A 20,358-nucleotide genomic window follows, 5' to 3' on the forward strand; every position below is an offset into this window, starting at 1 on the left:
GGGGATACGCACATGCAGCTGCTACGCCAAGTCAAACTGTCGCGCCGGCTGGCCTTGTTGGTCGCCATCTTTTCGCTGGGCCTGATCGTGTATGGCGGCTGGTCGCTGCGCGTGCTGAACGAACTGAAAGTCAACGGTCCCGTGTACCAGCGCATCGTGCAGGGCAAGGACCTGGTGGCGGACGTGCTGCCGCCACCCGAATACATCCTCGAATCCTACCTGGTCGCCTTCCAGCTGATGGCGTCCGAAGACCGGGGCGTGCAAGACAAGCTGGTCGAACGCCTGCAGAGCTTGAAGGCCGAGTACGACACGCGCCATCAGTTCTGGCGCGCCCAGGGTCTCGATCCCGATATCGCCGAGGCCTTGCTGACGCAGTCGCACACCCCGGCCGTGGCTTTCTATGACACGGCATTCACGCGTTTCATTCCCGCGCTACGGGGGCAGGACAAGGCGGGCGTAGCCGCTGCCATGGCGTCCATGGCCGCCAGCTACGACAGCCATCTGGCGGCCATCAACCGCGTCGTCGACATGACCAGCAAGCGTTCGGCGGCATTCGAGACGGAATCGGCCGACCGGGCGCGCTCGGCCACCGCGCTGCTGGCGGGCTTGCTGCTGGCATCGCTGGGCGTCAGCATTGCCGGCGCCGTGCTGATCAGCCGCAGCATTACCGGACCCTTGCAGGAGGCGCTGCAGGCCGCGCAGAGGGTGGCGGCCGGTGACCTGAGCAATCGTGTCGACCAGCGCTTTTCCGACGAGCCGGGTCAATTGCTGCAAGCCCTTGAAGCGATGAATGGCAGCCTGTCGCGCACCGTGGGCCAGGTGCGCAGCAGCACGCAAAGCATCACCGTTGCCTCGCGCGAAATTGCGGCCGGCAATTTCGATCTGTCGTCGCGCACGGAGGCGCAAGCCAGTTCGCTGGAAGAAACGGCTTCCGCAATGAAGGAGCTGACCAGCACGGTAAAGCAGAATGCCGACAATGCAAGGCAGGCCAATCAGCTGGTGGTATCGGCATCGGCATTTGCCGTGCAGGGCGGACAGGTGGTCGGGCGCGTGGTCGAGACGATGGGCAGCATCAATGCCAGCTCGCGCAAGATCGTCGATATTGTCGACGTGATCGACGGCATCGCTTTCCAGACGAATATCCTGGCCTTGAATGCGGCAGTGGAGGCGGCCAGGGCGGGCGAACAGGGACGCGGCTTCGCCGTGGTCGCCAGTGAAGTGCGCGGCCTGGCGCAGCGGTCGGCCAGCGCCGCGCGCGAAATCAAGGCCATGATCGGCGACTCGGTCGAGCGCGTCGATGCGGGCAGCAAGCTGGTGGACGAGGCGGGCGCCACGATGGAGAAGATCGTGACGTCCGTCAAGCAGGTAGTCGACCTGATGAGCGAGATCGCCGCCGCCAGCCAGGAGCAGAGCCTGGGCATCGAACAGGTCAACCAGGCCATCACGCAGATGGACGAGGTCACGCAGCAGAACGCCGCCCTGGTCGAAGAGGCGGCCGCCGCTGCCGGTAGCCTGGAAGAGCAGGCGGCCAGCCTGGTGCGGGAAGTGGGGGTGTTCAAGCTTGATGCGGGCCGCTGACGGGCAGGCTGGCGGCCCGGATGTCGTTCGGCATGGCGTTTCCCGGACGTTGCTGCGCTATGGCGCGCGGGCTGCTGCCGTGGCTTGCTTGTCGCACGTCGCCAGGCTGCCTGTACAGGCGGAAAACGCTTCCAGATAAGCGATGGTTTTTTCATATTCGTCGATCAGGTAGCGCAACTGATAGGCCGCCTCGACAGATTCGCCCGTGCCTTTGTCCCGCAGCCTGTACATATCTTTCACAAAGCGTTTTTGCCGCGCCAGTTCCGCCGCCAGGCGCGCTTTGCGCTCGGCGGCCGGTGGCAGCGGATAGGGCTTGCCATTGATGGAGTTGACGCCCTCGGGCGCCAGATCCAGGTCCTTGCCGGGAGCGCGAAATTCCACGCCCATGCTGCCATCCGCCTGCACCAGTATCAGCAGTTCGCCGGCGTCGCCGCTGGCTGGCAAGGTCAGGGCCAGCACTTCAGGCTTGCCCTTGGGCAGCGAGCGATATTCGAGCTTGACCTGCAACGGCGCGGCAGCCTGCGCCGGCAGGTAGAAGCAGCAACTGGCGGCGCTGCTCATGTACGGGTGCAGGGGGTCGGTATCGACAGCGTTGTCGGGATTGCCGACGGAACTGATGCCCACCTGAATCATGCGCGGGCTGTAGTTCAAGGTGCTGACCGATACCTTGCGCTCACCGGTGCCGGGCGTGTACGCGTGCAGGCCCCGCTCTCCGCGCTCGTCGTGGCCCGCAAGCAGCGGCCGGTGGAACAGGGGGGTAATGCCAAAGGTCGCGATATTGCTGATATAGCCGGTATCGGACGGGCCGACGCGCGAGGCGCTGTTTCCCGGCGTGTGGTAGAGGTAACCCATGTCTCCCAGCGATAGCGCGCTGACCATGCGGTCCTGCTGAAACAGTGGTGGCGATGCGTAGCTGTCTCCATTCCCCATGACTTTTGCGTAGATGGGGCCGCTGTTCCACGGCCCCTGGCCGCCAAAGCGTTCGAGTACCACATACTCGCCCAGCAGCGGTTTGACTTTCAGGACATCTTTGGTCTCGCCTGTGACAGGGTCGATGATGGAATAAATGCCCGGAAAGGGATTGGTGGCGACACGCGACAGCGTGGGCAGGGCAAAGTAGAGTCCTGCAAGCACGGTGACGGCGCCGGCGATGGCGGTGGCGGCTTTCATGCGCCGGGGCCGCTTTCTTGCTTTCGGCATAACGCCACCAGGTCGGCCGGATAAAAGGGCGCGCCGCGATAGCCGCTGTCGTCGATATCGAGCACGCAGGTGACGGCGGCCGCTTCCCAGGACCAGTAGCCCCAGAACGAGGTGTCGTGCCGGTGGCTGTTGTAATAGGGCTCGCGGCGGCTGGCCTCATACCATTGCTGCAGATAGGCTTGCATCAGCGCGGGACGGGCCTCTTTTTGTGCCGCGAAGATCGCCAGCGTATTGGCGTAGGGCAGCTGGCGCGTGCACTTTGGCCAGGCGGCATCCCTGCCGGCAACGAAGCCGGCCAGCAGCCGCTCCAGCAAGCCATCCTTTTCATGGTTGTTGAAATCGATGACGGGCGCCAGCCGCGGCAGCAAACTGCCCCAGCCCAGCAAAATGCCGAGGCAGACCATGCGGTTGACCTGCTCGTAGCCGTCGCCGGCCAGGGCGAAGTGGGGAAATCCCTGTTCGGCCTCGCCGGCCTGAGCGTCAAATGCCATGTCATGGCGGGCAAACGCCAGCCAGTAGCCGAGTATCGTGGGATACGCGGCGCGCAACTCGTCGAGCGCGTGGCCGGCGCTGTAGGCGAGGGCGAGCTGGTCGACGCCATCCCAGGCCCGCTGGCGCGTCGCCGTCATAAAATTTTCTGGTGGAATATGTTGCAGTACTTCCGCCGGCTGTTCCAAGCCGGCTGCCACCATGTCGTAGCACTCGTCCTGGCTTTCCTTGCTTTCAAGGTAGATGGCGTAGGACAGCCGCGCTTCCCTGCGCCGGGCCAGAAAATCCTCTTCGTTCAGCGTCTGCATTGTTGTCCCTTGCTGATTATGGTTGCGGCCATGCAGCTTCACTGGTGTAGCGCTCTTCTTTCCGTAGTCGTCGCGCATAGTCGACCAGATCCTTGGGGTACACCAGATGCCCTGTCTGGCTATCGTCCAGGTCGAGCATGAAAACCGTCGCCCCCGCTTCGAATGCCCAGTAGCCATAGTAGCCGGCATAGCCTTCTTCGCTGATATTGAGATGCTCGTTGTACCAGCGCGGATGATGTTTCATGGCCGGATACCATTGTTTCAGGTATTTCTGGAGCAGGGCCAGGGTAGCTTCCTCATCCTCCTCATAGAACACTTGCAGCAAGGTGTCATAGGGCCTGGCGATGATGCAGGCGTCGAGTGCCAGTCCATCCTCCAGATATCCGTCTATCAATTGCTCGAACAGGCCATCGCGGCCACGGTGGCTGCGCAGCACGTGGATGATGCGCAGTACTGAGCGCTGATCGCGCAGCAGGATGGCAATGCTCAGCAGTTGCAAGGTGTCCTGGTAGTCGGACAGGATGGAAAACTCCGGTGCCCCCTCATATTCGTAGGGGCCAAACTCGGGAAACTCAAGCGCCGCATCCTGCTGATAGAGCTGATCGACCGCATTCCATTCTTCAAATTTGTCCACGATGCCCGCGATGCGCGGCGCCAGGGCATCGATCGGTTCGCCCGCTGTATAGTCGAGCATCCACAGCCAGAGCAGTTCCAGATACAAAAAATGATGAACGGAAGCACTTTCCTGCGTTGTGTCGGCGACTTTTTTGTTTTCCAGTCCTCCTGCAATCAGCGCAAATTGGTTGTTGCGCGTTTTGACATACAGTTCTTCATCAAGATATTGCTGGCGGCGGCGCTCGGGGAAGGGAAGATTGTTGGTCTGGCTGCCGTCGTGATCGACACGTAACGACGACGCGCTTGCATGGAAAAATGCGGACATTGTCTGGAACTCCGTGTGGTGAGGTCAACGTATCGGCAGTTGAGGTAATAACTTGTTTGCAAGATTACACACTAGAAATAGTGATCGAACAAGCGCGATTCAATTGAATCGTGTGCCAGAAAGAAATATACAAAATAGCTAATATGAGCGACCCGATGGCGTGCCGCAGGTGTTTTTCGGCCGCCATCGTCTTTTGACGTGAACCGGAGCAAGCATGAGCAAGATGAAATACGCGGCCGCTGCGGCCTTGTGTGCCAGCCTGTCGCCCGCCATGGCGGCGGCCACCCCGGCCGCGCCGCCGTTCCCGTTCCCGTTTCCGTTCCTTGATGTGCTCGCCTATCAGTACGCCCATTGCGTCAAGCCTGCCTATCATCAGGCCGACCTGCTGGTACAGGACGGGACGGGGCGCTACCAGATCGACGTCAAGGGCGAGGCCTACACGGTCCAATTGCAGGAACGCATGGGCTTTTCGCTGCAAGCGGGCATTGACGGTCCCGTGGCGGCCGTCGTCAAGCTCGACCGGCCACCAGCGGGGCAGTTCGAGGAGCAGGCGCGCTGGCGCGAGCGCTGGCTGCGCGATGTGGCCGAGCGCAGCGGCGTGGCGCTGGACGATAGGGCGCTTGCGGGCGGCGCGCGCCTGCTGACCGTAAACAAGGGCGAGATCAAGGGGAATTATGTGGGCCAGTCGCTGCTGATCGATCCGGCACGGCAGTTGTTCATCGATATGGCGTGGCCGAATACGCTGGGCATCTATCGCGGTGCCGACGGCTTGCAGCATGTGCGCGCAGTGCAGGATGACGTCTGGCAGCGCCTGCTGTCCTGCCCGCCGGCTGCGTGACGCTGGCGTCACCGCATACCCCTGCTGCGCGCATGTGCATGCGCAAATAATAATGATTCTCATTTATAATACAGGCAATGGGGGTAGCATGGGCTGGCGCCAGGGCGCCACGGGTGGTGAAGGAGGGCATGATGGGTAGTAGGCATGGCAACGAGGACGCGATCGCGCATGAGCATCGCGTGCTGATGGGCGAATATGGACGGGCGCAGGCGCGCTGCAGTGCGCAGCTGGCCGCGCAGGCGGCGCGCATCGCACAGCTGGAGTCGGAATTGATGCGCGCGCGGGCGCAGGTCGTGATCCGCGATACGCAGCTGGCGCTGGCGCGCGACGCACTGGCCGACCTGGCGGCCAGCGTGCCGGGCTTGCCGACGCGCGTCCGGCTGGCGCGCAAGGTCGAGTGGCTCGGCGAGCGCGTGCAAGACCTGATGCGCGAGTTGCTGCGCCTGCAGTGGCTGCCCGCGCAATCCTTGCAGGCCGACGTGCGTGAAAAGGCCGTGCTGTATGTGGGCAGCTATCTGACCCAGGATGCGGGCCAGGCGGCGGACGGCGCGCTGATGGCGCAGCAAGCCGTCGAGCAAGCTGGCGGGCGCTTCCTGCACCATGCTGGCGGCGACGATGGCGCCGACGACGTGGCGGCGCTGGAAGCGGGCCTGGTGGCGGCCGACTTGGTGATTTGCCAGACGGGCTGCGTCAGCCACGACGCCTATTGGCGCGTGCATGACCATTGCAAGCGCACGGGCAAGCAGTGCGTGCTGGTGGACCAGCCGCAAGCCATGCATTTCGTGCGCAAGGAGGCGCTGCTTGCCTGACCTTCGCACCGATTAACGCACGCTTAATCCGCATGGGCCACAATGGCCGTCCATTCGACGTCATAGAGAGCGCCCATGCTGTCCCTGCAAATCGGCCCCCTGGCTTTGCCCACGGGCCTGGTCCTGCTGTTCGTTTCCCTGTGCGTCGCCTACGGCGTGGCATGGTGGTTGCGGCGCTACCGCCAACTGCCCGACGCCGGCCCCCTCGTTTCCGACCTGCTGATCGCCGCCCTGCTGGCGGCGCGCCTGGCGTTCGTGCTGCGCTGGCACGAACAATACTTCGCGGCTCCCTGGTCCATTTTGAATATCCGCGATGGCGGCTTCCTGGCGCCGGCTGGCATCGCCGCCGCGCTGGCGATCGCCGCGTGGCGCTGCCGGCGTGCCGCCATGGCGGCCATGCGCCGGCCCCTGGCCATCAGCGTGGCGTGCGGCGCACTGGCCTGGGGTGTGTTGAGCGCAGGGATGGGGCTGGCGTATGACAAGCCGACGGCCTTGCCGGCCGTGGCCCTGCAGACGCTGGCCGGCGCGCCAACGACCCTGGCGGCGCTGGCCGGCGGCAGGCCGATGGTGGTCAACCTGTGGGCCAGCTGGTGCCCGCCATGCCGGCGCGAGATGCCCGTGCTGGCCGCCGCGCAGCAGGCGCGCGCCGATATCGTCTTCGTGTATGCGAACCAGCGCGAGGATGCGGCTGCCGCCAGCGCTTTCCTGGACCGGAGCGGCGTGACCCTGCGCAATGTGCTGCTCGACAGCGAGGCGGCGCTGGGCAAGGCTGCTGGTTCCTCGGCCCTGCCCACGACCCTGTTCTACGACGCGCAGGGGAGATTGATCGATACTCACCTGGGCGAATTGTCCGACGCCTCGCTGGCCAGCAAGCTGCAAAAGATCGCGCCGTCCGGTTCTCTCTGATAGTATACCCCCCTATAGTATTTATCGAGGGTGAATCATGGGACACACGGCGCATAACAAGAGCAAGCTGCTCAATCGCGTGAAGCGCATCCGGGGCCAGGTGGAAGGCCTGGAGCGGGGCCTGGAAGAGGGCCGCGACTGCGGCGAAGTGCTGCAGCTGATCGCCGCCGTGCGCGGCGCCGTCAATGGCCTGATGGCCGAAGTCATCGAAGAGCACTTGCGCGAACACGTGGCCAGTCCCGATATCTCCGGCGAGGAGCGGGCCAGGGGCGCCGACGACATCGCCGCCATCCTGCGCACCTACCTCAAATAAGGAGACCGTCATGCAAACGCCATTCATCAAGGAAGACCTCTCCGCCTGGCAGCACGAACACGTCTTTGGCGCGGCCAGCGACAAGGCGGAACGCCGCGCGCGCATCGTCATGTGGATCACGCTGGCCACGATGGTGCTGGAAATCGCCGCCGGCTGGTGGTACAACTCCATGGCCCTGCTGGCCGATGGCTGGCATATGAGTTCGCACGCGCTGGCCATCGGCCTGGCCGCGTTTGCGTATGCGGCCGCGCGCCGCTATGCGCGCGATTCCCGCTTTGCCTTCGGCACGTGGAAGATCGAGGTACTGGCCGGCTACACGAGCGCCATCCTGCTGCTGGGCGTGGCCGCACTGATGGTGTTCGCATCGCTGGAGCGCCTGTTCTCGCCGCAGCCCATCCACTATCCGCAGGCGATGGCGGTGGCGGCTTTCGGCCTGGCCGTCAACCTCGTATGCGCGCTGATCCTTGGCGGCCACCACGACCACGACCATCATCATGGCCACGAGCATCACGACCATCATGATCACCACGGCCATGGCGAAGACCTGAACATGAAAGCCGCGTACCTCCACGTGCTGGCCGATGCCGCCACGTCCGTGCTGGCCATCGTCGCGCTGGGCGGCGCGTGGGCTTACGGCTGGCAGTGGCTCGATCCCGTGATGGGCATCGCGGGCGCCGTGCTGGTGGCCCTGTGGGCGAAAAAGCTGATGCAGGAAACGGGCAAGGTCTTGCTGGACCGCGAGATGGACCACCCCGTGGTCGATGAAATCCGCGAGGCCGTGGAGGTGGCAAGTGCCGGCGACACGCCGCGCATCGTCGACCTGCACGTGTGGCGAGTCGGCAAGCAGCTGTACTCGTGCGCCCTGTCCGTCGTCAGCCGCGACCCCGCGCTGACAGGCGCCGAGCTGCGCGCGCGCATCGGCATCCACGAGGAAATCGTCCACAGCACCATCGAGATTATTCGCCGCCCTTGACAATGATGGTGAAAAAGCACGCTGATGCGGGGCGTAGGCAGTATAATGTCGGCTTTTACAGCACGCGCTGTTCACCAGACAGAGAAAAAAATGAGCACATTACCACCATGCCCGCAATGCAAATCCGAATTCACGTACGAAGACGGCAGCCAGTTGATCTGCCCTGAATGCGCGCATGAATGGTCGGCCACGGCTGGCGAAGCGGTCGAAGAGGGCGCCAAGGTGTACCGCGATTCGGCCGGCAATATCCTGCAGGACGGCGACACCGTCAGCGTCATCAAGGACTTGAAATTGAAGGGCGGCGGCGGTGTCGTCAAAATGGGCACCAAGGTCAAGAACATCCGCCTGGTCGACAGCGACCATGATATCGACTGCAAGATCGACGGCTTCGGCTCCATGAGCCTGAAAACGGAGTTCGTCAAGAAGGTCTAACGCTTTTACCCCTAACACGGCGCGCTGGCTTCATTCCTGCGCGCCGTTTTTTTATTCAGACGCCATGCAAATCGATACCATCCGCCAGCGCCTGCGCGCCTTGGGCGCCAAGCCCCTGCACGAACAGCGCGTGCTGCGCGACTGGATCCAGGGCCAGCCGCACGACCAGGGCCGGCGCCGCGCCGAGGATTTTTTGCCGCTGCCCGTGCGCGTGGCCTTGCCCGCGTTCGACCTGGAATTGCAAGGCATGCTGAAACTGCTCAGCACCCATCCGGGCGCGGACGGTTCCGCGCGCCTGCTGGTGGGACTGCACGATGGCCAGACGGTGGAAAGCGTGCTGCTGCCGCGCGACGGTTTGTGCGTATCGAGCCAGGTCGGCTGCGCCGTGGGCTGCCAGTTCTGCATGACGGGCCGCGACGGCTTGATCCGGCAAGTCACCAGCGGCGAGATCGTCGCGCAGGTGGTACTGGCGCGCACCATGCGTCCCGTGAAAAAAGTCGTCTTCATGGGCATGGGCGAGCCGGCGCATAACCTGAACAATGTGATGGAAGCGATCGAATTGCTGGGCACCGAGGGCAATATCGGCCACAAGAACCTCGTGTTTTCCACCGTGGGCGACCCGCGCGCCTTCGAGCGCCTGCCGCAAGGCAGGGTCAAGCCGGCGCTGGCGCTGTCTTTGCATACCACCAAACCGGCGCTGCGCGAACAGCTGCTGCCGCGCGCGCCCAAGCTCACTCCGCGCGAACTGGTGGACTTTGGCGAGTCATATGCGCGCCTGACCGGCTACCCGGTGCAGTATCAATGGACCCTGATGGAAGGCGTCAACGACGGTGACGATGAGATGGACGGCATCGTCGCGCTCTTGCAGGGCAAGTACGCGGTGCTGAACATGATCCCGTATAACACCATCGCCGACTTGCCGTTCAAGCGTCCCAGCTGGGAAAAGGCGCGCGCCATTGCCGCCGCGCTGCACGAACGCGGCGTGCTGACCAAGCTGCGCGATTCGGCCGGGCAGGACGTGGAAGGCGGCTGCGGGCAGTTAAGGGCGCGCGAAGCGAAGGGCAAGGTCATTCCCATCCGCGCCAGCGTGGCGGCGTAGGTCGGATTAGCGTAGCGTAATCCGACATTCGCACATACGCCAAGAATGGTGTCGGATTACGCGGTGCCCGCTAATCCGACCTACTCGGCTCACACCCCACCGAGCAAATCGTTTTCATTCAATATCGCAAACGCGATCTCGGGATGCGCGGCCAGGCAGCGGCGCACGGCGGCGGGAATGGCGGCGCGCGTCTTGCGGCACAGGCCGGGACGCTCCAGCAGGCGGATCTGGAAGCCGCGCACGGTGCGCACTTCGCCGCTGCCTGGCGCGATCTGCAATTGCACGCCGAGGTTTTTCTGCAGCAGCAGTTGCAGTTTCCGCAGCTGGGCAAGGGTGGCGATGCCTTCGATGTGCGCCAGTAAACGCTTTTCTTCCGTCAGGTTCAGGCGCAGGATGGACAGGTCCGCCTGCGGATCGTCGAGCAGGCGCTCGCGCTCGCAGTCGCACAGCTGCGGCGGGCACTCCTTGCGGACTTCAAAGTCGACGATACGCATGTGCGGCTTCCAATGGCGATCCCGGATGAGTCAAGTATCGTCCGCCACCTGGCGCATGTCAATCGGCGCAGGCTGACGATCGGACGCCAAGGAGTCTGCCCTTGCTCGTCGCTGTGCTGGTGATGGTTTTGCTGCCGCATGACGCGGCCTTGACCGCGTGTCTTGGCGCGCGTGCCGCCCTGTGTTGTAATGGTGCTCATCCCATTTGAATACGCAAGGCCATGAGAACCCGCATCAAGATTTGCTGCATCGCTTCCATCGACGAAGCGCAACTGGCGATTGCCGCCGGCGCCGACGCGCTGGGCCTGGTGGCGGCCATGCCGTCCGGCCCCGGCCCCATTCCCGACGCGCGCATCGCGCAGATCGCCGCCTGGACGCCGCCGCCCGTGGCCACCTTCCTGCTGACGTCCGAGACGACGGCGCAAGCCATCGCCGAACACGTGCGCGCCACGCAACCGTCGACCGTGCAGATCGTCGGCCATATCGACCCCGGCGAAGTCGAGAAACTGGCGCGCTTGCTGCCGCATGTGCGGCGCGTGCAGGTGATCCACGTGGAAGGGCCCGAGGCTTTGGCGCTGATTCCCGCCTACGCGCCCCACGTGCATGCGTTTCTGCTCGATTCGGGCCGCCCCGGCGCGGCGGTGCCGGAACTGGGCGGCACGGGCCGCACGCACGACTGGTCCGTCAGTGCGCGCTTCGTGCGCGCCAGCCCCCGTCCCGTGTTCCTCGCCGGTGGGCTGGACGACACCAACGTTGCCGACGCGCTGCGCCAGGTGCGCCCCTATGGCATCGACCTGTGTTCGCGCGTGCGCACGGATGGCCAGCTCGATGTCATGAAGCTGGCCTTGCTGATGGCGGCCGTGCGCGACGTCGATGCGGCGCTGTATGCGGAAGGCTAGAGTGTATTCATCTCGCGCACGAACGCTTCCGTAAACGCGGCCACCATGCCGCCCGCCGCACGCGGCGAGATCAGTCCCACGACGGAATGCGACTCCTCGTCGGGCAGCGCAATAAAACGCACGCCGGGCGGCGCCACCAGGCGCATGCTGTCGGGGACGATGGCGATGCCCATGTTGGCCTCGATCAGGTTCAGCTGCGAGGTCTTGCGCGACAGGGCGCGCGCCGCTTTCGGAAAAAAGCCCTGCGCCAGGCACAGGCCCGCCACCAGGTAACTGAGGCCACCCCGGTCCTTGTGCGGGATCGAGACGAACGCTTCGTCGCGCAGGGCGGCTATCGTCGTGCGCTCCAGCGAGGCCAGCGGCGAGGCCGATGACACGGCCACCACCAGCTTTTCCGCAAACAGTTCGCGCACGACGATGTTGGCATGCTTGCGCAAGGTGGGCAGGCGCACGAGGCCCAGGTCGGCGCGGCCTTCCTCGATATCGGCAGCCTGGTTTTCCGACGATCCCTTCGATACGTCCAGCGTCACACCGGGGAACTGCGCCAGCAGGCGGTTCAGCACGGCGCCGATGGCAGGCGTGAGGGTGACGGAGCTTGAATGGAGCAGGCGGATGATGCCTTGCGCCCCTTGTCCCACGTGGCGCGTCTGGCGCACGGTTTCCTCGATGTCATCGAGGATGCGCCTGGCCCGTTCATAAAAAACTTGTCCTGCGGGCGTCAGTTCGATATGGCGCGCGTCGCGCGTCAGCAGCAGCGCTTGCACCTCGGCTTCCAGCTCCTTGATCTGCCGGCTCAGGGCCGACTGTGCGATGTACAGCTTTTCCGCCGCGCGCGAATAGCTGCCCGCATCGACGACTTCAACAAAGTAGCGGAACTGTCTGATGGAAATCAATCGTATGCCTTTTCGAGATCGGAGACTGCCGGATTTGATATTGGCCCGGCCCCGCCGTTCGCGTTACAGTGGCCTGGTCTGCTGTCACTGCAAAGGAATGGCCATGCTGGAATTGATCGGGGTGCTGGGACTGCTCGTCAGTATTATCGCAAAACTGATTTTCGTCCAGATTGGCGGTAGCGGCAAAGGGAAAGAAGATTAATATGCCAGGGTCGCGACGTACGGTGCAGGCAAGGGCAGCGCATGCGAGCGGCAAGCCGGTGCTGCCCCCTCCCACTCCGCCAATTGTAAACCCGCGCACTTGAGCGCCGCCTCGCGCGCCGTCCACGCCTGCGCCAGCGCCAAGGGGCGCTGATCGGCGGGGCAGGCGCTCAGTGCTTCGGCCACCTGCGGCCCCAGATAATCGCGCGCCAGATGGAACCAGTCGGGGATGTCCTGCACCCGCATCACGTCGATGCCAACGGCGCCATGCAGGTGGACTGCAGCCAGCGAGATGCCCTCGTCATGGCTGAGCGACAGGCCCGCGACGCCGCCGGCCAGCAGCAAGCGGGGAGAAGAACCCGGCGTCGACTCCACTGAAATCGCCTCGATGTCCAGGTTTTGCCACTGCGCCGCCGCTTCGCACACGGCCTGGCGCAGGCGCGCGCGCGCTTCCATGCGTGACGGCGGCGGCACAATGCCGATCGCCAGCACGCCGTCGCCCGCCCACAGCACGGTAAAATCCATCAGCTACGCAAAGGTGCAGCCGGGCAGCCCGCCCAGTTGCTGCCGGCGGGGATGTGCTCACCCTTCATCACCAGGGTCAACGGACCCAGGCGCGCATTGTCGCCCACCCTGGCGCTGTACAGCACGGAGCTGCGCGGGCCCATGTAGACGCGCTGGCCGATCTCCACGTGGTCGATCTTCATCACGCGGTCTTCGAACAAGTGCGTCTGCGGACAGGTAAGGGCGTTCAATTCGCTGTAGTCGCCGATGTGCACGCAGTCGAATTCCGTGATGTCGGTCGTGTCCATGTAGACGCCGCGGCCGATCTTGCAGCCCATCAGGCGGAAGGCCAGCGGCAGCCATGGCGTGCCGCGCAGGTAGCGCATGAAGTTGGGCACGGCGATGCCTTCGTACAGATTGGTTACGCCTTCGGAAATCCACACGAACGGCGTCCACATGGGCGCCGCGTGCTTGCGGTAGCGTCCCAGCAGCAGCCACTTGAACAGCACCACCACCAAAAAATTGCCGATGCCGTAGGCCAGGCCGGCAATGGCCAGATCGCCCACCACTTCGCCCCAGCGCCCGGCGCCCGCGATCGGCATCACGTCCAGCACGAGGGTATAGCCGACGGCGATCACCACCGCGTGCGGCGCGACGATGCGGAATGCTTCGATCAGGCTGCGGCCCAGGCGGCGCAACAGCGATGGCTTGAAGGTCAGGTGCTCGGCAAAACCGCTGACCTGTTCGCGCGCGGGCAGGTGCATCGGGGGAGAGCCGAGCCAGGTATCGCCGCTGTGCATCTGCTCATTGCGCGGCGCATGCGTGTGCACGCCGATCAGCACGTGCTCGGGCAGCACGGTGCCGTCCGGGATATAGCTGCCGTTGCCGACAAAGCTGCGGTGCGAGATGACGGTGGGGCGCATGGTCATCCAGCCGCCGTCGATCTGCTCGTCGCCCAGCATGACGGCGTCGGCGATGAATGTGTCGTCGCCCAGGGTCAGCATGTCGGGCACCACGCCCAGCGCCGTGGAAATCTCGGCGCCCTTGCCGACCTTGGCGCCCAGCAGGCGGTACCAGTACGGCGCGTACACGGTGGCGTAAATGCCGTGCAGGACGTTCAGGCTCGATTCCTGGATATGGCTGACCAGCCACTTGGCGCAATAGATATTGCTGTGCACGGGCGAGCTGCCCGGCTTCAAGCGGGGCAGCGCGCCCCAGCGGATGGCAGCCGACAGCAGGGCGGTCAGTACGATCAGCACGGCGCTGGCGGGGAAGGCCAGCAGGAAGTAGCGGGCCAGCTGGGTCGTCACGTCGCGGCCCTGCAGCCATGGCATCATTTCGCGTTCGTCGAACCAGTCGATCAGCACGAAGCTGGGGAAGACGGGCATGAAGAACAGCACGGCGATGAGGACCATGCCGAAGCAGAAGAACAGGGTTTCGCCCGTCAGGCGCAGGCGCGAGACGGCGGGGCGCGGCGGCTGGCTGGCCCGGTCGTAGGGGCCGATGTCGCGCGCGGGCGAGCCAGTGTACACGCGCCCGTCCGGCACCGCCGCGCCATCGGCCAGCGCCGATTGACCTTCCAGGTGGCCGAAGGCGCCCACCTGGGTATTGCCTTCCAGGATCGCGTAAGAGCTGATGCAGGCATCGTTGCCGATGCGGATCTGGCCCAGCAACAAGCGGCCCCGTTCCACGCGGGCGTTTTCAAAGTTAACGGCATTGCCCACGCTGACGTTGTCGCCGATGGACAGCAGGTCGGGCGCGCGCAGGGTCATCGAGCCGATGACCACTTCCTTGCCCACTTTCGCGCCCAGCGCGCGCAGCCACCAGCTGTTCAGCGACGAGCCGCTGAGCAGGTAGGCGGGCGCCGATTCGACCAGGCGGTCGGCCAGCCACCAGCGGTAATACGTGACTCCCCACAGCGGATAGCTGCCCGGCTTCAAGCGTCCGGCGATCAGCCACTTGCCGGCAATCGCGATGGCAAATTCGGCCAGGGTCGCGAGTAAAAACACGCCGATGGAGGCGGCGATGGCGCGCGGCACGGTGTCTCCCGTGTCGCCCGTGAAGAAGTGGTAGGTGAAAAACGGCGCCATCCACTGCGCCATGCGCAGGGTGACGAGGCCCGGCACGGCCGCCGCCTGCGCCGCGCCGCACAGCCAGCGCTTCATGGCGGACGGCGGCGTCCAATCCGCTTCCGGCGTGGCCAGCGCGGGCGCTTCGTTCAGCACGGCGGCGATCTTGCCGATCTGGCGGTTCTGGTAAATGTCGCGCACCGTCATGTGGGCGTAGGCTGGATCGGCGCGCAGGGCGGACGCCAGGCGCGCGGCCAGGAAGGAGTGGCCACCGAGGTCACTGAAGAAGTCCAGCTGGCGCAAAATCGCCTGGCCGGGGAACAGCTTGGCCAGCGCCGCGAACAGGGCCGCTTCGGCCGGGGTTTCCGGTACGTCCGATTCCCCCGCCTCGCCAGCCGGCGGGGCGGACAGGGGCATGGCTTTCAAGGCTTTCCTGTCGATTTTTCCCGAGGTCAGGCGCGGCATCAGCGGCAGCAATTCAAAACGGCCCGGTACCATATACGGCGGCAAATGCAGGTTCAGGGCCGCGCGCAGGGTTTTCGCCGCCAGGGCCTCGTCGGGGGCATCGTCGCTGCCGACGATGTAGGCCACCAGCTGGTCGATGCCGTCATCCTTGCGCAGCAAGACGGCCACCGTGCCCACGCCCGGTTGTTGCGCCAGCACGGCTTCGATTTCGCCCAGTTCCACGCGAAAGCCGCGGATTTTCACCTGGTCGTCGGCGCGGCCCAGGCACAGCACCTGGCCGTCCGCATCGATGCGGGCCAGGTCGCCCGTGCGGTACAGGCGTGCGTCGTCGGGCCCCGTGCTCCAGGGATTGGGCAGGAATTTTTCCACAGTCAGGTCGGGGCGGCCCAGATAGCCCTCGGCCAGGCCGGGGCCGATGATGCACAGCTCGCCCGTCTCGCCGCGCGGCAGCAGAACCAGAGGACGGTTTTCTCCCGGTTCGCTCACCTGCAGCACCAGCAAGCCATAGTTGGGCAGCGGCGTGCCGATGGTCACCGGTTCGCCGGGCTGCAGGCGCGCCAGACTGCACGAGACGGTCGCCTCCGTGGGGCCATAGGTGTTGAACATGGCGCGGCCCGGGCGCGACCAGCGTTCGACCAGGGACTCCGGGCACATCTCGCCGCCCAGGTTGATCAGGCGCAGACTCGGTACTTCCTCCGCAAACAGGGCCAGCAAGGTCGGCACGGCGTGCAGCACGGTGACGTGGTTGGTTGCCAGCGCGCGCGGCAAGGCTTCCGGGTCGCCCGAAATCTCCTTGGGGCCCAGCCACAGGGTGGCGCCCACCAGGTAGGCGATCCAGATTTCCTCGAACGACATGTCGAAGGCGACGGAAAAGCCCTGGTAGACGGTGTCGGACTGCGCCACTTCCAGCACGGCGTTTTCGCTGCGCAGGAAGTGGCAGATGCTGCGCTGGTTGATCAAAATGCCCTTGGGTTTGCCCGTGGAACCGGAGGTGTAGATCACATACGCGGGGTGTTCGGGCAGCACGGCGCCGCGCGCAGGCAGCTGTTCGCCCGGCGCGGCGGGCGCCAGCAGGCTTTCCGCCGTCCACACGGGACGGCCAAGTCCTGCTTCTTCCAGGCGCGGCGCGAATTGGGCGCAGCTGACGACGCCAAAGCCGTTCGCGTCATCGAGGCACACTTGCAGGCGTTCGACGGGCGTGTCTTCATCGACGGGCAGCCAGGCGGCGCCCGCCTTGGCAATCGCCGCCTGCATCAGCAGCAGAGGCGCGCCGCGCGGCAGCCACAGTCCCACGATGTCGCCGGGCTTGACGCCGGCCGCCACCAGGCGAGCCGCGGCCAATCCCGCCTGTGCATCGAGCTGCGCATACGTGATGCGGCGTTCGCCATCGATCAGCGCGGTTTGCTGCGGGCAGCGGCGGGCCGTCGCTTCCAGCAGATCGGCCAGCACTTCCTCGCGCAGCAGATCCGGTCGCGGCGGGCCGTACAGGATGTCGGCGTGGGTGGAAGGGATGCCTGGGCTGACTGCGGTGAAATCGTTCATGGATGACGCTTATCTGTAATGCGGTGTGAGGAATCTGCTGTGCCGCGCAGGGTGCGCGGCACAGTTGATACATTACAGTACGCAAGACGTTTCAGCGTTGCAGAACGGGGAAATTTGTGAGGCTTTCAGCAATTATGTGGCTGCAGGATCAACCGCCATGATTACGGAATGTAAAACGGGGAAACATGGCGCCGATTTGCGCCACCGTGCTCGCCGCCGGATAGCCGTGCAGGGGGCGATCGGCCAGCGCCGCATCCACGCAGCCTTCGGCGCGGAACTGCTGCAGCACGTAGTTGGCGACGCCTTTGGCGGCCAGGGTGCTGGCCAGGGCCAGCAACTGCTCGTCGGGCAGCAGGTCCGGATGGGTGGTGGTGCGGCATTCGTAGGCGACGCCGCTGGCAAGGATGGCGTCCAGGCAGGCGCGCGCCGGGTCGCCGCTGCCGGCCACGCGGGTCACATGACGATAGTCGGCAAACGGTGCCTTGATGTCGAAGCCGACCCAATCGACCAGGGGCAGCACTTCCTGCAGGCGCTGCGGATAGATGCAAGCCGTGTGCAGGCCGATGCCGAAGCCCAGTTCCCTGACGTCGTGCATGGCGCGCGCCAGCGCCGGGTCCATGCACGCCTCGCCGCCGCTGAAGACGACGGCGTCGACCAGGCCCACGCGGCGGCGCAGCCAGGTCAGGACGTCCTGCCACGGCATGGCGCCTTCCGGCGTGCGCGCCTGCAGATGCGGATTGTGGCAATAGCCGCAACGCCAGGGGCAGCCCTGCACGAACACCACGGCGGCCAGCTTGCCCGGGTAGTCGGTGGCGGAAAAGGGCGTCAGGCCACCCACTTTCAACTCAGCCATGGCAGGCGGGCTGGCCCACGCGGGCGCTCGCTTCCGTAAAGTACTGGCGCTCGTGGAACTCGCCCTGCTTGCCGATGTTGAACGAGGCGACGGGGCGGTGGTAGCCCATCACGCGCGTCCAGATTTCGCAGCGCTGGCGTTCCGTGTCGAGCAGGGTGATGGCGGGAGTGAAGTCGGGACGTGCGTTCATGGCGTTTCCTTGAGTGGGTGAGCGAGATCGGACTGCTTGCGGGCGATCAGTTCCGCGTCGCAGGTGGGACAGAATTCATGTTTGCCGGCCAGGTAGCCGTGGCGCGGGCAGATGGAAAACGTGGGCGTGACGGTGATGTAGGGCAGCGAGAAGCGGCTCAGCGCGCGTTTGACCAGCTCGCGGCAGGCGTTCGCATCCGACAGCGCTTCCGTCATGTACAGGTGCAGCACCGTGCCGCCCGTGTACTTGCGCTGCAGCGCATCCTGCAATTCCAGCGCCTCGAACGGGTCGTCCGTGTGGCCCACGGGCAGCTGCGACGAATTCGTGTAATACGGGTTGTCGCTTGTTCCCGCCTGCAGGATGGCGGGATAGCGCTTGCGGTCTTCGCGGGCGAAGCGGTACGTCGTGCCCTCGGCCGGCGTCGCTTCCAGGTTGTACATATGGCCCGTCTCTTCCTGGAATTGCACCATGCGGGCGCGCACGTGGTCGAGCAGGCGTATCGCCAGCGCATGGCCCTCGGCGGACGTGATGTCGTAAGCATCGCCGCTGAAATTGCGGATCATCTCGTTGATGCCGTTGACGCCCAGGGTGGAAAAGTGATTGCGCAAGGTGCCCAGGTAGCGTTTCGTGTACGGGAACAGGCCTTGCTGCATCAGTTCCTCGATGGTGCGGCGCTTGATTTCCAGGCTGGTCTTGCCCAGCTCCAGCAGGCGGTCCAGGTCGGCCATCAGCGCCGGCTCGTCGCCGCGCCACAGGTGGCCCAGGCGCGCGCAGTTGATGGTCACTACGCCCAGGGAGCCCGTCTGCTCGGCGGAACCGAACAGGCCATTGCCGCGCTTGAGCAGTTCGCGCAAGTCCAGCTGCAAGCGGCAGCACATGGAACGTATCATGTTCGGCTTGAGTTCCGAATTGATGAAATTCTGGAAGTAGGGCAGACCGTAGCGGGCCGTCATCTCGAACAGGCGTTCCGCATTCTCGCTATGCCAGTCGAAATCCTCGGTGATGTTGTAGGTCGGGATGGGGAAGGTAAATACGCGTCCCTTGGCGTCGCCCGCCATCATGATCTCGATGTAGGCGCGGTTGATCATGTCCATCTCGGCCTGCAGCTCGCCATAGCTGAAGTCCATTTCCTGGCCGGCGATGACGGGAATCTGCTCGCGCAAGTCGTCCGGGCAGACCCAGTCGAAAGTCAGGTTGGTAAACGGCGTCTGCGTGCCCCAGCGCGATGGGACGTTGAGGTTGAAGATCAGCTCCTGCATGTACTGGCGCACGTCTTCGTAGCGCAGGCTGTCCTTGCGGATGTACGGCGCCATATAGGTGTCGAAGGAGCTGAACGCCTGCGCGCCGGCCCATTCGTTCTGCAGGGTGCCGAGGAAATTGACGATCTGGCCGATGGCGCTCGACATGTGTTTCGGCGGGCCCGATTCGATCTTGCCCGGCACGCCATTCAAGCCTTCATGCAGCAGGGTGCGCAGCGACCAGCCGGCGCAATAGCCCGCCAGCATGTCGAGGTCGTGGATGTGCAGCGCCGCTTCGCGGTGCGCCGCGCCCACTTCCGGCGGATACACCTGGTCCAGCCAGTAGTTGGCGATGACCTTGCCCGACACGTTGAGTATCAGGCCGCCCAGCGAGTAGCCCTGGTTGGCGTTGGCGTTGACGCGCCAGTCGCGCCGGTCCAGGTATTCATTGATGGACGCGGCAACGTCGACCTGGCCGCGTGTGGGGGGAACTGCATTCGTCGTCATGAAACCTCCAATAAACACAACATACGGTGTTTTTATGAAGATTATCCACTAAATGTAGTGCCGTCAAAGGTGGCGTGCAGTTGCGTGACGAATCCTTGATGCAGGTGAAAAAACTACCTCAGCCGGTTTTGTTCCAGCGCGTTTCGCGCAGGATCAGCCAGCTCGCGCAAAAGAACGCGGCGCCGCAGGCGGCGATGCTGGCGACGGAGGCGGGCAGCACGTGGGTCCAGATTTCCAGCGGCGTATAGGTGCTCCAGCTGGCCACGCGCGCATCGAACGTGACGTAGTTCGCCAGCAGCCAGTAGATGGCCAGCAGGCCCGTGCAGATGGCGGCCTGGCGCAGCAGCGGCAATTGGCGGCGCGCGAACACGGCCAGCAGGAACAGCAGCAGCACGCCCGGATAGGCGCCCAGCACTTCGGGCGACAGCACAGAGAGGGTGTTTGCGTCATAGCCGTCGGCCGGGCCGGCCCACTGCACTTGCAGCGCGGTGAGGAACAGGGTCAGAAGAAAAATCAGCAGCGGTTTGCGGGTCATGGCGGGCAATCGACGAGGGAGGAAAGGGGGCATTTTACAGCCAGGTCAAGCAAGTTGAAGGTGCGCCAGCCATGCATGCATTC

At 64.6% G+C, this 20,358-nt stretch carries 20 protein-coding genes; 9 read left to right on the forward strand and 11 right to left on the reverse strand.

What is annotated here, in order from left to right; translation table 11 throughout:
• The first annotated feature begins 12 nt into the window (after positions 1–12).
• Positions 13–1,578, forward strand: coding sequence for a methyl-accepting chemotaxis protein (locus tag CLU91_RS26255; protein ID WP_100876455.1), 1,566 nt, complete (start codon positions 13–15; stop codon positions 1,576–1,578).
• Positions 1,579–1,635: 57 nt separating this feature from the next.
• Here the strand turns inward: CLU91_RS26255 and CLU91_RS26260 are convergent, their stop codons facing one another.
• From CLU91_RS26260 to CLU91_RS26270, 3 genes are read right to left on the reverse strand one after another with little or no spacing between them, the layout of a single operon-like run.
• Positions 1,636–2,748, reverse strand: coding sequence for a hypothetical protein (locus CLU91_RS26260; protein ID WP_100876456.1), 1,113 nt, complete (start codon positions 2,746–2,748; stop codon positions 1,636–1,638).
• Positions 2,745–3,575 carry a PoNe immunity protein domain-containing protein gene (locus tag CLU91_RS26265; RefSeq protein WP_198521412.1) on the reverse strand — a complete coding sequence of 277 codons (831 nt, stop codon included), beginning with the start codon at positions 3,573–3,575 and terminating at the stop codon, positions 2,745–2,747. The genes CLU91_RS26260 and CLU91_RS26265 overlap by 4 nt, the downstream gene beginning before the upstream one ends.
• 16 nt (positions 3,576–3,591) lie before the next feature.
• On the reverse strand, positions 3,592–4,515 hold the full coding sequence (locus CLU91_RS26270) for a PoNe immunity protein domain-containing protein (RefSeq protein ID WP_100876458.1): 924 nt from the start codon (positions 4,513–4,515) through the stop codon (positions 3,592–3,594).
• Between the two features lie 214 nt (positions 4,516–4,729).
• Between CLU91_RS26270 and CLU91_RS26275 the strand changes: the two genes are divergently transcribed.
• The 7 genes from CLU91_RS26275 (at position 4,730) to CLU91_RS26305 (ending at position 9,885) form a co-directional block, all read left to right on the forward strand.
• On the forward strand, positions 4,730–5,353 hold the full coding sequence (locus tag CLU91_RS26275) for a hypothetical protein (RefSeq protein ID WP_100876459.1): 624 nt from the start codon (positions 4,730–4,732) through the stop codon (positions 5,351–5,353).
• Positions 5,354–5,625: 272 nt separating this feature from the next.
• Entirely contained in the window at positions 5,626–6,162 is a 537-nt protein-coding gene (locus tag CLU91_RS26280) for a DUF2325 domain-containing protein (protein ID WP_232730960.1), read from the forward strand.
• A gap of 75 nt (positions 6,163–6,237) precedes the next feature.
• Entirely contained in the window at positions 6,238–7,068 is an 831-nt protein-coding gene (locus CLU91_RS26285) for a TlpA family protein disulfide reductase (protein WP_100876460.1), read from the forward strand.
• Between the two features lie 37 nt (positions 7,069–7,105).
• Entirely contained in the window at positions 7,106–7,381 is a 276-nt protein-coding gene (locus CLU91_RS26290) for a metal/formaldehyde-sensitive transcriptional repressor (protein WP_100876461.1), read from the forward strand.
• Positions 7,382–7,391: 10 nt separating this feature from the next.
• Positions 7,392–8,354 carry a CDF family Co(II)/Ni(II) efflux transporter DmeF gene (gene dmeF / locus CLU91_RS26295; protein ID WP_100876462.1) on the forward strand — a complete coding sequence of 321 codons (963 nt, stop codon included), beginning with the start codon at positions 7,392–7,394 and terminating at the stop codon, positions 8,352–8,354.
• Positions 8,355–8,444: 90 nt separating this feature from the next.
• Positions 8,445–8,786: a zinc ribbon domain-containing protein YjdM gene (locus CLU91_RS26300; protein ID WP_034756972.1), complete on the forward strand. Its 342-nt coding sequence runs from the start codon at positions 8,445–8,447 to the stop codon at positions 8,784–8,786.
• 64 nt (positions 8,787–8,850) lie between these two features.
• Entirely contained in the window at positions 8,851–9,885 is a 1,035-nt protein-coding gene (locus tag CLU91_RS26305) for an RNA methyltransferase (RefSeq protein WP_100876463.1), read from the forward strand.
• Between the two features lie 89 nt (positions 9,886–9,974).
• Here the strand turns inward: CLU91_RS26305 and CLU91_RS26310 are convergent, their stop codons facing one another.
• Positions 9,975–10,379 carry a hypothetical protein gene (locus CLU91_RS26310; protein ID WP_100876464.1) on the reverse strand — a complete coding sequence of 135 codons (405 nt, stop codon included), beginning with the start codon at positions 10,377–10,379 and terminating at the stop codon, positions 9,975–9,977.
• A gap of 221 nt (positions 10,380–10,600) precedes the next feature.
• Between CLU91_RS26310 and CLU91_RS26315 the strand changes: the two genes are divergently transcribed.
• Positions 10,601–11,278 carry a phosphoribosylanthranilate isomerase gene (locus tag CLU91_RS26315; protein WP_100876465.1) on the forward strand — a complete coding sequence of 226 codons (678 nt, stop codon included), beginning with the start codon at positions 10,601–10,603 and terminating at the stop codon, positions 11,276–11,278.
• Here CLU91_RS26315 and CLU91_RS26320 read toward each other — a convergent pair.
• The 7 genes from CLU91_RS26320 to CLU91_RS26350 all read right to left on the reverse strand — a co-directional run bounded on the left by CLU91_RS26320 (position 11,275) and on the right by CLU91_RS26350 (position 20,275).
• Positions 11,275–12,171, reverse strand: a complete 897-nt coding sequence (locus CLU91_RS26320; RefSeq protein ID WP_100876466.1) for a LysR family transcriptional regulator — start codon at positions 12,169–12,171, stop codon at positions 11,275–11,277. The two genes, CLU91_RS26315 and CLU91_RS26320, sit on opposite strands and share 4 nt — an antisense overlap.
• 198 nt (positions 12,172–12,369) lie before the next feature.
• Positions 12,370–12,897 (reverse strand): 4'-phosphopantetheinyl transferase family protein, encoded by a 528-nt coding sequence (locus CLU91_RS26325; protein WP_100876467.1) that lies wholly within the window; start codon positions 12,895–12,897, stop codon positions 12,370–12,372.
• A complete protein-coding gene (locus tag CLU91_RS26330; protein WP_100876468.1) occupies positions 12,897–16,952 on the reverse strand; it encodes a Pls/PosA family non-ribosomal peptide synthetase in 4,056 nt (1,351 codons plus the stop codon). The genes CLU91_RS26325 and CLU91_RS26330 overlap by 1 nt, the downstream gene beginning before the upstream one ends.
• Before the next feature lie 148 nt (positions 16,953–17,100).
• Positions 17,101–17,805: an anaerobic ribonucleoside-triphosphate reductase activating protein gene (locus CLU91_RS26335; RefSeq protein WP_100876469.1), complete on the reverse strand. Its 705-nt coding sequence runs from the start codon at positions 17,803–17,805 to the stop codon at positions 17,101–17,103.
• Positions 17,798–17,995, reverse strand: coding sequence for an anaerobic ribonucleoside-triphosphate reductase (gene nrdD / locus CLU91_RS28740; protein WP_086147637.1), 198 nt, complete (start codon positions 17,993–17,995; stop codon positions 17,798–17,800). Before nrdD ends, CLU91_RS26335 begins: the two co-directional genes overlap by 8 nt.
• Positions 17,992–19,740, reverse strand: a complete 1,749-nt coding sequence (locus tag CLU91_RS26345; protein ID WP_100876470.1) for a ribonucleoside triphosphate reductase — start codon at positions 19,738–19,740, stop codon at positions 17,992–17,994. Before CLU91_RS26345 ends, nrdD begins: the two co-directional genes overlap by 4 nt.
• 118 nt (positions 19,741–19,858) lie before the next feature.
• Positions 19,859–20,275 carry a hypothetical protein gene (locus tag CLU91_RS26350; protein WP_100876471.1) on the reverse strand — a complete coding sequence of 139 codons (417 nt, stop codon included), beginning with the start codon at positions 20,273–20,275 and terminating at the stop codon, positions 19,859–19,861.
• Between the last annotated feature and the right edge of the window lie 83 nt (positions 20,276–20,358).

Source organism: Janthinobacterium sp. 64, assembly GCF_002813325.1.
In the GTDB taxonomy this organism is placed as follows: domain Bacteria; phylum Pseudomonadota; class Gammaproteobacteria; order Burkholderiales; family Burkholderiaceae_D; genus Janthinobacterium.

Excerpts from the sequence above, each read along its gene's own strand:
- CLU91_RS26290 (WP_100876461.1), top strand. The coding sequence starts at position 7,106 with ATGGGACACACGGCGCATAACAAGAGCAAGCTGCTCAATCGCGTGAAG.
- CLU91_RS26265 (WP_198521412.1), bottom strand. The coding sequence starts at position 3,575 with ATGCAGACGCTGAACGAAGAGGATTTTCTGGCCCGGCGCAGGGAAGCG.
- CLU91_RS26335 (WP_100876469.1), bottom strand. The coding sequence starts at position 17,805 with ATGGCTGAGTTGAAAGTGGGTGGCCTGACGCCCTTTTCCGCCACCGAC.
- CLU91_RS26275 (WP_100876459.1), top strand. The coding sequence starts at position 4,730 with ATGAGCAAGATGAAATACGCGGCCGCTGCGGCCTTGTGTGCCAGCCTG.
- CLU91_RS26280 (WP_232730960.1), top strand. The coding sequence starts at position 5,626 with ATGCGCGCGCGGGCGCAGGTCGTGATCCGCGATACGCAGCTGGCGCTG.
- CLU91_RS26310 (WP_100876464.1), bottom strand. The coding sequence starts at position 10,379 with ATGCGTATCGTCGACTTTGAAGTCCGCAAGGAGTGCCCGCCGCAGCTG.
- CLU91_RS26325 (WP_100876467.1), bottom strand. The coding sequence starts at position 12,897 with ATGGATTTTACCGTGCTGTGGGCGGGCGACGGCGTGCTGGCGATCGGC.
- CLU91_RS26350 (WP_100876471.1), bottom strand. The coding sequence starts at position 20,275 with ATGACCCGCAAACCGCTGCTGATTTTTCTTCTGACCCTGTTCCTCACC.
- CLU91_RS26305 (WP_100876463.1), top strand. The coding sequence starts at position 8,851 with ATGCAAATCGATACCATCCGCCAGCGCCTGCGCGCCTTGGGCGCCAAG.
- CLU91_RS26330 (WP_100876468.1), bottom strand. The coding sequence starts at position 16,952 with ATGAACGATTTCACCGCAGTCAGCCCAGGCATCCCTTCCACCCACGCC.
- CLU91_RS26345 (WP_100876470.1), bottom strand. The coding sequence starts at position 19,740 with ATGACGACGAATGCAGTTCCCCCCACACGCGGCCAGGTCGACGTTGCC.
- CLU91_RS26270 (WP_100876458.1), bottom strand. The coding sequence starts at position 4,515 with ATGTCCGCATTTTTCCATGCAAGCGCGTCGTCGTTACGTGTCGATCAC.
- nrdD (WP_086147637.1), bottom strand. The coding sequence starts at position 17,995 with ATGAACGCACGTCCCGACTTCACTCCCGCCATCACCCTGCTCGACACG.
- dmeF (WP_100876462.1), top strand. The coding sequence starts at position 7,392 with ATGCAAACGCCATTCATCAAGGAAGACCTCTCCGCCTGGCAGCACGAA.
- CLU91_RS26315 (WP_100876465.1), top strand. The coding sequence starts at position 10,601 with ATGAGAACCCGCATCAAGATTTGCTGCATCGCTTCCATCGACGAAGCG.
- CLU91_RS26300 (WP_034756972.1), top strand. The coding sequence starts at position 8,445 with ATGAGCACATTACCACCATGCCCGCAATGCAAATCCGAATTCACGTAC.
- CLU91_RS26260 (WP_100876456.1), bottom strand. The coding sequence starts at position 2,748 with ATGAAAGCCGCCACCGCCATCGCCGGCGCCGTCACCGTGCTTGCAGGA.
- CLU91_RS26285 (WP_100876460.1), top strand. The coding sequence starts at position 6,238 with ATGCTGTCCCTGCAAATCGGCCCCCTGGCTTTGCCCACGGGCCTGGTC.
- CLU91_RS26255 (WP_100876455.1), top strand. The coding sequence starts at position 13 with ATGCAGCTGCTACGCCAAGTCAAACTGTCGCGCCGGCTGGCCTTGTTG.